The organism is Companilactobacillus pabuli (assembly GCF_014058425.1).
In the GTDB taxonomy this organism is placed as follows: Bacteria; Bacillota; Bacilli; order Lactobacillales; family Lactobacillaceae; genus Companilactobacillus; species Companilactobacillus pabuli.
The window spans coordinates 405,023-419,431 of record NZ_CP049366.1; the positions used below are offsets into that span (position 1 = coordinate 405,023).

The following is a 14,409-nucleotide window of genomic DNA, read 5'->3' on the forward strand; positions in this document are numbered from 1 at the left end:
ATTAATATCCTGTTATCAAAAAATATAATAGCTTATTAACTTTCAAAAAGGTTATTTGATGTGTAGCCATTGTGTATATAAAAAAAGACCTTGCAAAATCATGATTGCAAGGTCTTCTTTTTCAGAAAAATTAGAAACTTAATCTCTTGATCCAATACTTGAGAAGTACGAACAAAGCGATGAACAATCCACTAATCATCATGAACAAGCCATTTTCATTACCAGTTTGTGGGAATGTGCCTTTTTCATATGATGATTGACCAGAAATAGGGATTGTTGAATTACTTGTTCCACTAGTTGAAACAGATGGTTTCAAACTAGGACTTGTAGTATTGGAAGGTGTACCAGGAGTTTCTGGATAAGGTGTGGAAGAACTAGGAGCTTCTTCGGCATTTTCTGTACCAGGAATTTCTGGATAGACAGGTTCAGTTGCACTTGGAGATTCAGGTTGACTAGGACTTTCTGGGCTAGTTACAGAAGGTTCGTTAGTACCAGGAGATTCAGGTTGACTAGGACTTTCTGGGTTAGTTACAGAAGGTTCATTAGTACCAGGAGATTCAGGTTGACTAGGACTTTCTGGGTTAGTAGTTACAGGAGGCTCAGTAGTGCCAGGATTTCCGGGTTGACTAGGACTTTCTGGGTTAGTTACAGAAGGTTCGTTAGTACCAGGAGATTCAGGTTGGCTAGGATTTTCTGGATTAGTTACAGGAGATTCAGTAGTACCAGGATTTCCAGGTTGACTAGGATTTTCTGGATTTGTTGTAGGAGGTGTAGTACCAGGAGTAGTGCCAGGATTTTCAGGTTCTACAGGTGTTACTGGGATATCTGATTCGATCAAAGTATCCTTAGCTTCTACTTGAGTAGTTTCACCTTTAGAAATGGTAAAACTGATTGGTTGAAGACTTGATTGATAGCCTTCAGGAGCTTTAGTTTCGACAAATGAGTAAGTACCAGTTGGTAAATCAGAAACAGTGATTTTACCATTAGCGTCAGTTGTCAAACCCGTTTGAAGAATTGCGCCAGTACTGTCTACAAGATCATAAACAGCGCCAGGCAAAACAGTATTAGTATCGCTTGCATCAACTTTTGTCAAAACAGCATTACCAGTATCTGGTGTTGTATCAAGGGCAGTGTTGAATTTTTCAAGAGCTAATGGAGTAGTTTGATTCAAAGAAATTGTAAAGTTCAATGGTGTAGCATCCAATTCATAACCGGGTGCAGCAGCAGTTTCAACTAAGGAGTAATCACCGACGGGTAAGTCGTCGATAGCCAATTTACCGGTGCTGTCAGTTACGAGTCCACTTTGGATGACCTTACCAGTGCTATCTAATAATTCAAAAGTAGCGCCAGCAATTGGATCCTTTGTTGCAGCATTTGATTTAGTTAAAATAACTGAACCAGGGATGGCTTTATCAGTTTGACTAACTTTAAGATCGACATTGCCATCTTTATCTGGAATTGTGAATTCAATTGGATTTTGATTAAGCAAATAACCATCTGGAGCTTTTACTTCAGTCAAAGTATAAGAACCATAAGGTAAGTTCTTAATGTTGATTTGACCATTTTCATCAGTTTCAGCGTTGGAAATGATAACGTAGCCAGTTCCGTCAGCTAATTGATATTCAGCACCATTCAAAGCTTTACCGGTTGTAGCATCGGATTTTTGCAATGAAACAGTACCGACTTGTTGATCACCATTACCAGTTCCGGAACCACCCCAAGATGTTGAGGCACTGATGTCATTGGTACCTTCACTTGAAGCCATGGTTGCGTTATTAGTCCAAGTTGTTGAACCACTGGCATTAGTATTAGTTACTTTAACTCTGTAGTAAATATCTACAGCAGTTGTAACATTACCAGGGAAAGTAATGATAACTTTGTTACCATCGGTTGTAACTGTTGGATTTAATTGTTGACCGTTACTTACAAATCCACCAGGTCCATAAGATCCACCGATAGCGGATAGAGAACCAGGAATGTACTCTTGGTTAGGACCTAAGGTATCAGTAATAGTAACGCCGCTTAAGTTGTGTTCGTTAGGATTGAAAGCAATATTCCAAGTTAATTCGTTTGGAACGTTGTTGGCATCGAATCCTGCGACCCAGCCTAATTTATTAAACATCCAATTTTCACCTTCAGTACCATTGCCAGTATTTGTACCCTTTGAAACTAAGGTCAAAGTACCTTTACGGTTAGCATTGGTATTGGACAAAACGTTATTGAATGTTAAAGTACCAACGGTTTCACCATTTTTAATCGTAGCAGTACCAATTTCAACGTTGCTACTATTGTAAATTGGGAAACTTAAATTGCCATTGGCGACAACACCTTCAGGTAAAGTAAATTGAGTAGTGTCACCAGCATTGATTTGAACGCCATCTGGAATACTCCAGTTATAATTTACCTTGTAATTTAACCAAGTATATAAATTATCACTTGCAGTGACAGGATTACCATTGACGTCGGTCAAAGTGGCATCTTCAGCACCTAAGCCGGTAATTGTTAATGCTCTAGGCGTTGCAGAGGTAGTTGTTGGCTGTGTAGTTTGATTAGTCGAACTAGTAGTTTTGGATGTACTAGTTGTCGGAGTAGTCGTTGTGGCCGCAGTAGTAGTATTCCCAGGCGGAGAAGCCGTCGTTTCAGTTGGAGTAGTAGTTGTCGTAGCTGCTTGAACTGAAATTTGTGGGATGAAGAAGATTAGAAATGCTAAAAACAATCCAATTAAGGACGTAACAATCAATGATTTTTTCATGTTCATTAAAAAGCATCTCCCTTAAAATACGATAAGTTATTAAAAAATAGTAACTTGATTATTGGTGCCGAACCCATACATATTCTCGTTACAACTAGAGTATATGGCCTACAAAAAAACAAGTAAAATAAATAGACCAATTAATTAATTATACCCATTAAATAACATTTCTTATATGTACCAATTTTTAATATGCAAATAAAAACACTTCAAATCAGTAGACACTTTATCTACAAATTTGAAGTGTTTTTGCTTGAAAGCTATAAAAAAATGGAAAAAAACTTCATCGAAAATATGTTATAGTGATGCCAAAAATAGTGACGGTGAGGATAATGGAAAGAGTTGATCGGCGTGTACAGAAAACTAATCGGTCCTTACAAGATGCTTTTAAAAAACTGGCTAAGACAACCAAATATCGGGATATTACAGTTAAGCAATTGACTAAAACAGCCAAAATAAATCGAAAAACCTTCTATTTGCATTATGACTCAATTGATGAATTCTCAACGATGATAGCAGATGAAATCTCTGAAAAAATTTTACGATTGATTTTGGAAAAACCTCTCAGAGAAGGATTATCAGTTCCGGGTTATATTTTTGATAAAGTATTTGACTTCTTTTCTCAATCACGAGAATTTTATACCTTTATGATGACATCGGTGGATTATCGTTTTATTGGTCAGCAAGTTGAAGAAAAAGTTTCAAAAGGCTTGGCTGATGCTATATTGAAGGAATTCAGTCTTAGTAAATTAGATGCTTATATTTGTGCTAGTTTTTTGATTCGTAATACTTTGCTGTTATTTCGGATATATTACGATGGACGAGTACAACTTGATAGAGATGAATTTAGAGATCGCTTGATTCGTCTGAATTCATCAGGATTGAAGAGCTTTTTGGATATTAAACGCAATTTGGAAAATTAATTTTTGGGATAAGAATACAAATTACTTAAAAAGCGCTATCATTATATTAGTTATTGAATGAAAGCGCTGTTAGGAAGGGAGTGAATCTGATGGAATTAAAACAAAACTTGAATCAAAAGCAAGTTCAGGGATTGTCTTTGACTCAAGGTATGCGTCAGTCCATTTTAATTTTGCAATCTGATGCAATCGATTTGGCTGATTATTTGAATGAACAGAGTTTAGAAAATCCATTATTTGACGTTCATGTCAATTTGGATATGCCATTTATCGAAAATAGTAATAATGCTTCGTATCAAATTAAAGATGAACAACAATCATTGTTTGAGTACTTATTAGATCAAGTTCAATTGACGATGAGAAAAACACCTTTGCGTGATTTAGTCATTTATTTAATTGAACAATTAGATCCAAATGGTTATTTGACTTTGTCAGATAAAGAAATTTTTGAGGAAGTAAAAGATATAACGCCAATTATGTTGCTTGATGCCAAGACATTGTTGCAACAACTAGATCCTCCAGGGATTGGGGCTCGTAATTTGCAAGAGTGCTTATATTTACAAGCTCAAGCTGATAATGCTAATAAAGAAATTATGTCCATGTTGAGTGATAATTTCGAATTATTTACTAAGCATGAGTGGAAACAATTAAAGCGCAGTTTGAAGATTTCAAATGTGGAATTGCAAAAGGACATTAGTTTTATCCAGTCTTTGTCAGCTAATCCTGGTCAAAGATATACGTCACAAAATGAACAGTACGTCGTTCCAGAATTACAGGTTAAAAAAAATCAAGATAAATTGACCTTATCGATTACTAAGTATGGTCAACCACAATTAGTTTTTGCTGAAGAGACTTATGATCGTCTAGTAAAATCAACTGATGATGATGTTCAAAAGTATATTCACGATAAGTACAATCAATATAAGACTTTGGAATATAATTTACAGCGTCGAATCGATACCATTTCGATCATTGGTAGATGTATCGTCAGAGCTCAATATCAATTCTTCATGCAAAATACTCAAGCATTAGAGCCACTATTGATTCGGGACGTCGCTCAAAAGTTGCAAATTAGTGAATCAACAGTTAGTCGGACAATCAACGGAAAATACATTCAAACTGATTTTGGTATTTTCGAATTGAAACGCTTCTTCTCTCGCCGTAGTAAGGTGACCATGGGTGCAGACAAGTCAGTTGATCAAGTGAAAGTTAAAATTAAAGATATCATTAATGATGAAGATAAAAAGAAACCTTTAAGTGACCAAAAAATTGCTGATATGTTGCAGGAGGACGGACTAAAAATTGCTCGTCGGACTGTTGCTAAATATCGTGAACAATTAGGTTTTCCATCAACTAGCCGTCGTCGTATTTGAAGTCTAGTTTAATTGAGGAAGTAAAAAATCTCATTAAAATGTCATTATTAGACATTCCAATGGGATTTTTTTGCGTTATTTGTATTTAAAACTGCCTTTTGGCATAAAATATTTGTATAATGTATTAACCAAAGGGGGACATTAATGAATATCGGACAATTAATAAATCAAATTATTCTAATGTTTGGTCTAATGCTGATTGGGGTTTTAATCAACAAATTAAAATTTATGCATGCACAAACTTCAAGCGATTTAACTAACGTTTTGTTGTATATTGTTTCGCCATGTTTAATTATCAATGCTTTTGAACAACCTTATTCTGATTCACGGATCAAGCAATTTTTGTTGGCCATTTTAGGTGTTGTCATCTTGTATTTTGTAGAAATTATCGTGGCAAAACTGATTTTTGGCCGTTTAAAAAATGAGAATCTCAGACGTATTGCCCAATATGGCAGTATTTATTCAAATGCTGGCTTTATGGGAATACCGCTAATAAGTTCTTTGTTCGGTGCTCCCGGAGTATTTTTTGCGGTTGTATCCTTAGCAGGATTTAATATTTTCAGTTGGACGCAAGGAGTTTCTCTATTTAAAACTAGTGACAATGAGGAGAAAACTGATTGGCAACAAGTTTTATTGAATCCTAATATTATTGCAATTGTTCTGGGTGTTATCTTGTTTGTTTTTTCAATCAAAATTCCTAGCGTTCCTAATCAAATCATCAAATACGTTGGTTCTGTCAATACTCCTTTGTCGATGATTGTTATTGGTAACAGTTTGGGGAATATCACTTTTAGTAAAAAGATGTTGAACAAGGAAATTGGTTTGACGATTTTTTTACGTAATTTACTATTCCCAATCATCGCCATTTTTATTTTGCAAATATTGGGAGTGACTGGAATTGCCTTTTACACGACAATTGTCATGGCAGCTTGTCCAGTTGCTGGTTTAGTAGTTCTGTTTACCCTACAAGCACAGGGGGATGCCGCTCCAGCAATTTCTTTGATGAGTTTATCGACTATTTTGAGTTTAATTACGATTCCGTTAGTTTTTGCTTTAGGAAATATTTTGTAAATTATTCACCATGCTTTTTGCCACGAATCACGTGATCTGCATGTTGAAGCATTTCATTGATTACATCGAGAATATGAGGATCATCAAGACGGTAATAATTATATTTGCCGTCTTTTTTTGAACTAACGAGTTGATGTTGTTTCAAAATTGCTAGTTGATGGGAGACAACTGATTGTTCAATGTTTAATGTTTGGCTGATTTCATTGACGCTTAATGATTTTCTTTCCAAAAGTTTCAACATTTGTAAACGGTTGGGATTACTCAATAATTTGAAAATACGTTCTGACTCAACTAACTGTTCAGAATTGATACGATCTCTAATTTCTTTACTCATCTAACTCGGTCCTTTATCTATAATAACGTTATTATAGCAAATCTAGGAGATGGGTAATTAGACCACTGTCCCAAAACACGTATAAACCAATAGATAGATAACAAATTTTCATAGCTATTTCGCCATATTTTTTCATGATGAATTCGACCAATTTTGATTGAGAAATCAATTTGATGATGCAAACGATTAAAATGGTCAAAGAGCCGATAAACAGCAATGTAATCATAAAGTTGTCCAAAGTTTCCCTGGTCAAAACTGGCAAGAAAATCGATAAATTACAACCGGCACAAACAGATAAATAAGTGATCAAAACTGTCATAATGTCGGACTTATGTTCTAAATGTTCATTGTCGTCATCGTCATCATGTAAAGCTAAGTAAATTGGTAAAATTCCTAGTATTCCCAAAATCCACTCTGGTAAAAAGGTGGCGAGCGTTTTGCCAACAGTGAAACTGATGCTTAATAAAATTATGTTTCCTAAGAGATAACCGAGAATTACTTTAGATAATTTAAATTTCTTTAGTAAGAAAATTAGCATAAAGAAAAAATCGAGATTCACACTTAAAAAAGTTAATAATAATAACCAATAATTCATAATTTAGCTTCTTTCATATGTTATTCATAACATATGTTAATAATAACATATGTATTGTGCGTGATACATTGTAAATAATTAGAAAAAGTGATTCAATTATTAAAAATGAGGTGATTAAAATGTTAACTGATGGACATACGCACACCCAATTCTGCCCTCATGGTAGCGGTCAAGATGCTGAATTGATGATCCAACGGGCAATTAAATTAGGTTTCAAAAAGTATTGTATTACCGAGCATGCGCCTTTGCCACCAGATTTTAAAAACGAATACGCAGGAACTAAAGAGGGACTGACCGAAGCTTCAATGGCAAACTCTGACTTGGAAAAATATTTTCAAGAAATGACTCGTTTGCAAAAGAAATACCAATCTGAAATTAAAATTACGATTGGTTTTGAAGTGGATTATTTGCCGGGCTTTGAAGACTGGACCAAAGATTTTTTGGATGAATATGGCCCTAGAACTCAAGAAAATATTTTGTCAGTTCACTTTATGCGAGGAACTGACCAGAAATTGTGGTGCGTTGATTTTGGCGTAAATGATTTTCAACAAGGATTCAAAAGCTTATTGGAGCAGTCTCAAGACGTCTTTACCCGTTATTTTCAAACAGTTAGAAATTCTGTTCAGGCAGATTTGGGGATTTATCGTCCAATCAGAATCGGTCACATGAGCTTAGTTAGAAAGTATCAAGACTATTTCCATTTACCAAATCAATATGACGAGAAGAATCTATTGTTGATTGACGAAATTTTACAAGATATTAAACAACAAAATCGACAATTGGATTTAAATTTGGCCGGATTATATAAACCTTTTTGCAATGATTTTTATCCAGGGCAATCGATTTTAACTCGTGCCCAAAAGTTAGACATACCGCTAATTTATGGTTCCGATGCTCACGATATTTTGTCAGTTGGTCGGGGTTATCATTTAGTGAAAATGTTAAATTAAGCTTGACAAATTAAAAATCAGCTTATATCATTAAAAACAATTTAAATATTATTTAATAATTCTAATTTAAATTTAATTTAATGATAAAAATAATGATTAGGAAAAGTAATTGATCCAACCTTCACAGAGAGTTCTTGATAGTGGAAAAAGAACATGGTGATTGATGAACCCACACCTAGGAATTGCAGGGCTGAACTAAGTAGGCTTTGCCGATCGGTTTCGTTATCCGAGTTGACTCAGCCAACGTGAGGTTTAATCCGCAAGGGTTAGACGAAATGAGGTGGAACCGCGCAAATTACGTCCTCTTAGCAATTTATTTTGCTAAGGGGATTTTTTTATCTATTTTTTTATATTAGGGGAGGTCAAGAAAATGAAAAACAATTTATTACCATTGGGAACTCGAGATGAATTTGGGGTTCGTTCTGAAGAAAAGCAACGCATTATTGGGATAATTCAACGACATTTTAAGAGCTTAGGTTTTGCAAGAATTTCTACACCGATTATTGAGAAACAAGCTGTTTTTCAGCCTTATCAATTAATTGATTCGAAGATGTATCGTCTGCTGGATCAAGAAGGTGACACGATTGTTTTAAGGTCCGACTTGACCTTGCCGATAGCGAGATTTCTCAGTTCAACAAGTATTCCTTTGCCACAAAAATTTTGTTATGTAGGAGATATATTTCGTCTTAGTCGCAGTCTTTCCGGTTCCTACAATCAGCTGACACAAGCTGGGATTGAATTGGTCGGTTATCGGTCAACTAAAGCTGAATTGGAATGCTTGAGTAACATTTATGATTTAAGCCAAGAAATTTTAGATGAGCAAGTAACGATTGAATTAGGATATGCCGATTTTGCCAAAATTTTTCTCGATATTTTCACTGATGATGCTGAATTGAGAAAACAAATCGCCCAAGCACTCTTTGATAAAAAGATAACTGAATATGAACGATTGATAATACCTTTTAAAACTCAAAATTTATATCCTTTGTTAAAAAGATGGCCACGACTTTTCGGAGAACCGGATGATATTTTTCAAGAATTGAATGGATATGATTTGCCTAATTCAGTGACTGTACGATTGGAAAAAATTAAAAAAGTCGTTTCCCTAGTCAGACAAGTTCGTCCCCATCAACAACTAGTTATTGATTTGAGCAGTCGTGCTCCCCAACAGTATTACACCGGGTTGACCTTTCGAGGATTTGCCAAAAGTGGTGAAGATTATATTTTCAGCGGCGGCCGTTACGATAATTTATTAGCCAATTTTCAAGCTCAAAATGAACCAGCGGTCGGTATGGGAATCGACATCGATTTATTAACAGATTTATGTGTAAAGAAAATCAATCGTTTGCCAAAAATTTTAGTTTTTAGTTCGATTGAGAATTGGTCAAAAGCACAAGCATTAGTCCAAAAATTGCCGAATGCAACTTTGTCTTTAAGTGATACAAAAGCTGATGCCATAAAAGAAGCTCAAAGAACTCAAGCCAAAATAATCGATATTGAGGAGGATGAAAATGAATTTGAAGATAGCTTTAACTAAAGGTCGCGTTGAAAAACAAGTTATTCCGTTATTAGAAAAAGCCGGAATTGATTGTACGCAACTACGAAATAAGAAAAGACGTTTGATATTTAAATCTACTTCTCAACCATTTGAATTTATTTTGGCTAAAGGTCCAGATGTCACAACATTTTTGGAGCGTGGAGTCGTTGATATTGGTATCGTCGGTAGTGATATTTTGACGGAACATCGTAATAGCCAATACGAATTACTAGATTTAAGGACAGGTCAGTGTCAATTTGTTTTAGCTTCAACTGAGGATTTTGATCCAGATGAACCTAAAAGAAAGATTATTGGAACCAAATATCCTAATATCACCAAAGATTATTTCGATAGTCTTGGCCAAGATGTTGAAATAATCAAGATTGAAGGATCGGTTGAATTAGCACCTTTGATTGGTCTGACCGATGCCATCGTTGATATTACCGAAACAGGGACGACCCTTCGTGAGAATAATTTAAAAGTTTTTGATTATCTGAATAAAGTTTCTACACGAGTAGTTGTCAATCGAATGGCTTTGAAACAACGTCCCCAAGAAATTTTTGAATTTATAGATCAACTAAAAAAAGTTGTTACTGAAGAAAAAGAGGTAGGTAAGAATGAAAATTTATCAAAAGAGCTTAAATGAATTAGAACAAATCGTTCAAAACAAAACACGTCAATTAACTGATCCAAGAGTTGAGCAAACTGTCAGTCAGATTATTGAACAGGTTGCTGAAAATGGTGATGCGGCAGTGCGTAATTATGAAGAAAAATTTGATCAGGTGAAATTAACAGATTTTAAATTGGATCAAGCAGTTATTGATAAGGCTTACGAAAATTTAGATGAAAATGTCAAAAAAGCTCTACTACTGGCAAAGAAAAATATCACAAGTTTTCACCAAAAAGAAATCAATAAAGGTTTCATTGATGCTGAACAAATTGGGGTTTTGAGAGGACAAAAATTACTTCCTTTAGAAAAAGTTGGCTTATACGTTCCTGGTGGTACGGCTGCTTATCCTTCAACAATTTTAATGAGTGCTCTACCTGCTAAGATTGCTGGTGTAAAAGAAATAGTCATGGTTACACCTCCAAAAAAAGATGGTATTTCCAGGGCAGTTTTGGCTGCTGCCAAGATTGCTGGAATCGATTCGATTTATCAAGTTGGTGGTGCTCAAGCGATTGCTGCCTTGGCTTTTGGAACAGAGACGATTCCACGCGTTGACAAGATTGTTGGTCCTGGAAATATTTTTGTTGCTACTGCTAAGAAACAAGTTTTTGGTCAAGTAGCTATTGATATGGTAGCTGGACCTTCAGAAATTGGCATTATCGCCGACGACCAGGCTGACCCTAAACAATTAGCAGCCGATTTATTATCTCAAGCAGAACATGATAAGTTAGCCCGCCCCATCTTAGTTACTGACAGTGAAAAATTGGCTCAAGCTGTCAGTCAAAATGTAGATTTACAATTAAAGACTTTGCCACGTCAAGAAATAGCTCAAGCTTCAGTTTTGAATAAAGGTTTCATCGCTATCGTTAAAAATCCAGATGACATGTTTACCTTAATGAATTTGATCGCTCCGGAGCACTTGGAAATCCAATTGGAAAATCCAACTCAATACCTAAATCAAATTAAAAATGCTGGATCAGTTTTCTTAGGAAAATATGCATCTGAACCCTTGGGGGATTACGTTGCTGGTCCTAACCACATCTTACCGACAGGTGGTACTGCTAGGTTTTCATCGCCATTGGGTGTTTATGATTTTGTTAAACGAACTTCATTTATTCAATATACGAAACCAGCTCTAGCCAAAGAAGCTAAAGCCATCACGACATTGGCGCGAGTAGAGGGTTTGGAAGCACATGCTCGAGCTATTGAGTCAAGATTTGATAAATACTACGAATAAGAGGGAATAAGGATGAGACAAGCAACAATTGAACGCAATACTAAGGAAACACAAATTAAGATGACTTTAAACTTGGATGACCAGAGCCAAGTCGATATCGATACTGGAATCGGTTTTTTGAACCACATGCTGAATCTCTTTGCTAAACACGGTCGTTTTGGATTGGTAGTGAAAGTTAACGGTGATTTAGATGTTGACCCTCATCATACGACTGAAGATACCGGAATTGTTTTAGGCGAGTGTATCAAACAGGCATTAGGTAAAAAAGTGGGTATCGAAAGATTTGGAACCCAATTCGTACCAATGGATGAAACTTTAGGACAAGTCAGTTTGGATCTCAGTGGCCGTTCATATTTAGTCTTTGATGCTTTATTTGAAAATCCTCGTTTGGGTGGATTAGATACCGAAACTGTGGAAGATTTCTTTCAAGCAGTAGCTTTTAGTGCCGAAATGAACTTACATGCAAGAATTCTTTACGGTCGAAATACTCACCACAAGGTTGAAAGTTTATTTAAGGCCTTCGGCCGAGCATTACGTCAAGCTGTAACAATTAATCCAGAAATTATTGGCGTCAATTCTACGAAGGGTGTGATCTGATGTTTGCAATTGTCGATTACGATACTGGCAATACCCGAAATCTAAAAAAAGCCTTAGATTATTTAAATATTGAAAATCAATTGACTGCAGATGAACAAACCATTCTTGATGCACAAGCAGTTATTTTACCTGGTGTTGGAGCCTTTAAACCGGCTATGCAGGCCTTAGAAAATCGCAATTTAGTAGCAGTTTTGCAACAAGTTAAAAAAAATAAAATTCCTATTTTAGGAATTTGTCTAGGGATGCAATTGTTGTTTGAATCAAGTGAAGAATACGGTTATACCAAGGGCTTGGGCTTAATCAAAGGAAATGTCAAAGCAATTCCCAAGCGACAACTGAAAATACCACAAATGGGCTGGAATCAAAATCAGACTTTCATTAAAACTAGTTTTCCGATTGATCAGCAATATACGTATTTTGTGCATTCTTATTACGCCGACTGTCCATTAGAAAATATTGTTGCAGGGGTGGATTATGGGCAATTGATCCCTAGCTTGGTTCAAAATAATAGAGTTATTGGGATGCAATTTCATCCTGAAAAGAGTGGTCGAGTTGGTCTAAATTTATTGAAAAATTTTCAAAGGATGGTGATTGAAGATGATTTTTCCAGCAATTGATTTAAAGAATGGTCAAAGTGTGCGCTTATATCAAGGTGATTATCAAGCGGTGACAACAATCAATGAAGAGCCAATCCAACAAGCACTTGAAATTAATAAAGCTGGCATCAAGCAATTACATCTCGTTGACTTAGATGGTGCAAAAAGTGGCCAACCAGAAAATTTGCCAATGATTAAACAAATTCGCCAAAATTTTAGAGGTTTTTTGGAACTAGGCGGTGGCATTAGAACCTATCAAATTGCCCAACAATATCTTAATTTAGGTATTGATCGTATCGTAATCGGTTCAGCCGCTTTGAAAAATCCACAATTGGTCAAACAATTATTGGATGACTTTGGTAGTCAAAAAATCGCTATCGGAATTGATGGTAAAAATGGACAAGTTGCCACCGAAGGTTGGCTAGAGCAATCAGATGTGAAGATGACTAGTCTAATTTCTAAAATGAATGAGTTTGGCGCTGAAAATTTTATCGTCACTGACGTCAGCCGAGATGGTGCCATGCAAGGTCCTAATCTAGATTTATTAACTAATTTGAGAGAAGAAATTCCGCAAGTTAATTTAATTGCCAGTGGAGGAATTCGTAATGTTGAAGATTTAAAGGCTTTGCAAAAAATGGGAATAGAAGAGAGCATTATTGGCAAGGCGTTATTTGAAAAAACAATTTCTCTTTCGCAAATTTTGGAGGTGGAAGAATGTTAGCTAAAAGAATTATTCCCTGTCTTGATGTCGATAATGGTCGTGTCAAAAAAGGAGTTAATTTTGTCAATTTAACTGATGTTGGTGATCCCGTTGCAATTGCAGCTGAATATCAAAAGCAAGGTGCAGATGAATTAGTCTTTCTAGATATTTCGGCAACGAACCAAAGGAGAAAAACAACGATTAATATGGTAGAAAAAGTTTCTCGTCAAGTTTTCATGCCTTTAACTATTGGTGGAGGAATTAAGTCAGTAGCAGATATGGACCGACTACTAAAGGCTGGAGCAGACAAAATTGCTATTAATTCTGCCGCAGTCGCTAATCCCGAGTTGATCAGTCAAGGAGCCCAAAAATTTGGCAATCAATGTATTGTTGTAGCTATCGATGTCAAAAAAGATGCCGGTCAGTATTTCGTCTATGTGAACGGTGGACGTAAAAAAACTAATTTAGATGCCATCTCCTGGGCCAAAAAGGTTGTTGAACTGGGAGCGGGTGAATTGTTGATTACGAGTATGGATCAAGATGGTACAAAGGATGGATTTGATATCAAATTGTATCAAAGCATCAATCAAGTAGTCGATGTGCCAATCATTGCTTCAGGTGGTGCAGGTAATGTCAGTGATTTCAGTCAGGCATTTTTAGAGGCAAATGTCGATGGAGCTTTAGCAGCTTCAGTTTTTCATTTTGGTGAATTAACAATTGCGGACGTGAAACAATTCGTTAAATCCAAAGGGGTGGTCGTCAGATGATACAACCAGATTTTTCAAAAGGACTTTTAACAACAGTCGTAACAGATGCAACGACTAAAGATGTTTTGATGGTTGCTTGGATGAGTCAAGAAAGTTATCAAAAAACTCTAACTAGTGGTCAGACGTGGTTTTGGTCACGTTCTAGAAAATGTTTATGGCATAAGGGTGAAACTAGTGGCAATACCCAAGATGTTGTCAGTTTAACGTTGGATTGTGATTTAGATACATTATTAGTTTCGGTGAATCCACATGGCCCAGCTTGTCATACCGGTAATCGAACTTGTTTTTTCAATTCTGTGAAAGAAGGCTAATT

At 35.8% G+C, this 14,409-nt stretch carries 15 protein-coding genes and 1 other annotated feature; of the genes, 12 read left to right on the plus strand and 3 right to left on the minus strand.

From position 1 onward, the window contains the following. Positions 1 to 130: 130 nt before the first annotated feature. A complete protein-coding gene (locus tag G6534_RS01915; protein ID WP_059074406.1) occupies positions 131 to 2,758 on the minus strand; it encodes an MSCRAMM family protein in 2,628 nt (875 codons plus the stop codon). Between the two features lie 326 nt (positions 2,759 to 3,084). On the opposite strand from G6534_RS01915, the gene G6534_RS01920 reads away from it, so the two are divergent. The 3 genes from G6534_RS01920 (at position 3,085) to G6534_RS01930 (ending at position 6,116) form a co-directional block, all read left to right on the plus strand. After that, positions 3,085 to 3,675, plus strand: coding sequence for a TetR/AcrR family transcriptional regulator (locus G6534_RS01920; RefSeq protein WP_182083085.1), 591 nt, complete (start codon positions 3,085 to 3,087; stop codon positions 3,673 to 3,675). Positions 3,676 to 3,764: 89 nt separating this feature from the next. Next, positions 3,765 to 5,045 carry an RNA polymerase factor sigma-54 gene (rpoN, locus tag G6534_RS01925; RefSeq protein ID WP_059074404.1) on the plus strand — a complete coding sequence of 427 codons (1,281 nt, stop codon included), beginning with the start codon at positions 3,765 to 3,767 and terminating at the stop codon, positions 5,043 to 5,045. A 144-nt stretch (positions 5,046 to 5,189) separates the two neighbouring features. Next, positions 5,190 to 6,116 carry an AEC family transporter gene (locus G6534_RS01930; RefSeq protein WP_182083086.1) on the plus strand — a complete coding sequence of 309 codons (927 nt, stop codon included), beginning with the start codon at positions 5,190 to 5,192 and terminating at the stop codon, positions 6,114 to 6,116. Position 6,117: 1 nt separating this feature from the next. Here the strand turns inward: G6534_RS01930 and G6534_RS01935 are convergent, their stop codons facing one another. Then, a complete protein-coding gene (locus tag G6534_RS01935) occupies positions 6,118 to 6,450 on the minus strand; it encodes an ArsR/SmtB family transcription factor (protein WP_182083087.1) in 333 nt (110 codons plus the stop codon). A 31-nt stretch (positions 6,451 to 6,481) separates the two neighbouring features. Continuing rightward, entirely contained in the window at positions 6,482 to 7,045 is a 564-nt protein-coding gene (locus G6534_RS01940; protein ID WP_059074403.1) for a cadmium resistance transporter, read from the minus strand. A gap of 119 nt (positions 7,046 to 7,164) precedes the next feature. Between G6534_RS01940 and hisJ the strand changes: the two genes are divergently transcribed. The 9 genes from hisJ (at position 7,165) to hisI (ending at position 14,407) form a co-directional block, all read left to right on the plus strand. Continuing rightward, entirely contained in the window at positions 7,165 to 7,995 is an 831-nt protein-coding gene (hisJ, locus tag G6534_RS01945; RefSeq protein WP_059074402.1) for a histidinol-phosphatase HisJ, read from the plus strand. A gap of 83 nt (positions 7,996 to 8,078) precedes the next feature. After that, positions 8,079 to 8,303: a binding site (T-box leader), on the plus strand. Between the two features lie 62 nt (positions 8,304 to 8,365). Next, positions 8,366 to 9,532, plus strand: a complete 1,167-nt coding sequence (locus G6534_RS01950; protein WP_059074401.1) for an ATP phosphoribosyltransferase regulatory subunit — start codon at positions 8,366 to 8,368, stop codon at positions 9,530 to 9,532. Beyond that, complete coding sequence (gene hisG / locus G6534_RS01955) at positions 9,507 to 10,178, plus strand: ATP phosphoribosyltransferase (protein WP_182083088.1); 672 nt, start codon at positions 9,507 to 9,509, stop codon at positions 10,176 to 10,178. Before G6534_RS01950 ends, hisG begins: the two co-directional genes overlap by 26 nt. Beyond that, entirely contained in the window at positions 10,150 to 11,436 is a 1,287-nt protein-coding gene (gene hisD, locus G6534_RS01960; RefSeq protein WP_182083089.1) for a histidinol dehydrogenase, read from the plus strand. The genes hisG and hisD overlap by 29 nt, the downstream gene beginning before the upstream one ends. Before the next feature lie 12 nt (positions 11,437 to 11,448). Further along, entirely contained in the window at positions 11,449 to 12,033 is a 585-nt protein-coding gene (hisB, locus tag G6534_RS01965) for an imidazoleglycerol-phosphate dehydratase HisB (protein WP_059074398.1), read from the plus strand. Beyond that, entirely contained in the window at positions 12,033 to 12,650 is a 618-nt protein-coding gene (gene hisH, locus G6534_RS01970) for an imidazole glycerol phosphate synthase subunit HisH (RefSeq protein WP_182083090.1), read from the plus strand. The genes hisB and hisH overlap by 1 nt, the downstream gene beginning before the upstream one ends. After that, positions 12,631 to 13,350 (plus strand): 1-(5-phosphoribosyl)-5-[(5-phosphoribosylamino)methylideneamino]imidazole-4-carboxamide isomerase, encoded by a 720-nt coding sequence (hisA, locus tag G6534_RS01975; RefSeq protein ID WP_059074397.1) that lies wholly within the window; start codon positions 12,631 to 12,633, stop codon positions 13,348 to 13,350. The genes hisH and hisA overlap by 20 nt, the downstream gene beginning before the upstream one ends. Then, the gene (gene hisF, locus G6534_RS01980; protein ID WP_059074396.1) at positions 13,344 to 14,096 is read left to right on the plus strand and encodes an imidazole glycerol phosphate synthase subunit HisF; all 753 of its coding nucleotides are present in this window, start codon (positions 13,344 to 13,346) and stop codon (positions 14,094 to 14,096) included. Before hisA ends, hisF begins: the two co-directional genes overlap by 7 nt. Beyond that, a complete protein-coding gene (gene hisI, locus G6534_RS01985) occupies positions 14,096 to 14,407 on the plus strand; it encodes a phosphoribosyl-AMP cyclohydrolase (protein ID WP_059074428.1) in 312 nt (103 codons plus the stop codon). The genes hisF and hisI overlap by 1 nt, the downstream gene beginning before the upstream one ends. Positions 14,408 to 14,409: the final 2 nt, after the last annotated feature.

What these genes read in the sequence shown, in the direction of transcription:
- hisG (WP_182083088.1), top strand. Translation starts at nt 9,507, where the DNA reads ATGAATTTGAAGATAGCTTTAACTAAAGGTCGCGTTGAAAAACAAGTT.
- G6534_RS01940 (WP_059074403.1), bottom strand. Translation starts at nt 7,045, where the DNA reads ATGAATTATTGGTTATTATTATTAACTTTTTTAAGTGTGAATCTCGAT.
- G6534_RS01950 (WP_059074401.1), top strand. Translation starts at nt 8,366, where the DNA reads ATGAAAAACAATTTATTACCATTGGGAACTCGAGATGAATTTGGGGTT.
- rpoN (WP_059074404.1), top strand. Translation starts at nt 3,765, where the DNA reads ATGGAATTAAAACAAAACTTGAATCAAAAGCAAGTTCAGGGATTGTCT.
- hisA (WP_059074397.1), top strand. Translation starts at nt 12,631, where the DNA reads ATGATTTTTCCAGCAATTGATTTAAAGAATGGTCAAAGTGTGCGCTTA.
- G6534_RS01915 (WP_059074406.1), bottom strand. Translation starts at nt 2,758, where the DNA reads ATGAACATGAAAAAATCATTGATTGTTACGTCCTTAATTGGATTGTTT.
- hisD (WP_182083089.1), top strand. Translation starts at nt 10,150, where the DNA reads ATGAAAATTTATCAAAAGAGCTTAAATGAATTAGAACAAATCGTTCAA.
- hisJ (WP_059074402.1), top strand. Translation starts at nt 7,165, where the DNA reads ATGTTAACTGATGGACATACGCACACCCAATTCTGCCCTCATGGTAGC.
- hisH (WP_182083090.1), top strand. Translation starts at nt 12,033, where the DNA reads ATGTTTGCAATTGTCGATTACGATACTGGCAATACCCGAAATCTAAAA.
- G6534_RS01930 (WP_182083086.1), top strand. Translation starts at nt 5,190, where the DNA reads ATGAATATCGGACAATTAATAAATCAAATTATTCTAATGTTTGGTCTA.
- G6534_RS01935 (WP_182083087.1), bottom strand. Translation starts at nt 6,450, where the DNA reads ATGAGTAAAGAAATTAGAGATCGTATCAATTCTGAACAGTTAGTTGAG.
- hisB (WP_059074398.1), top strand. Translation starts at nt 11,449, where the DNA reads ATGAGACAAGCAACAATTGAACGCAATACTAAGGAAACACAAATTAAG.
- hisF (WP_059074396.1), top strand. Translation starts at nt 13,344, where the DNA reads ATGTTAGCTAAAAGAATTATTCCCTGTCTTGATGTCGATAATGGTCGT.
- G6534_RS01920 (WP_182083085.1), top strand. Translation starts at nt 3,085, where the DNA reads ATGGAAAGAGTTGATCGGCGTGTACAGAAAACTAATCGGTCCTTACAA.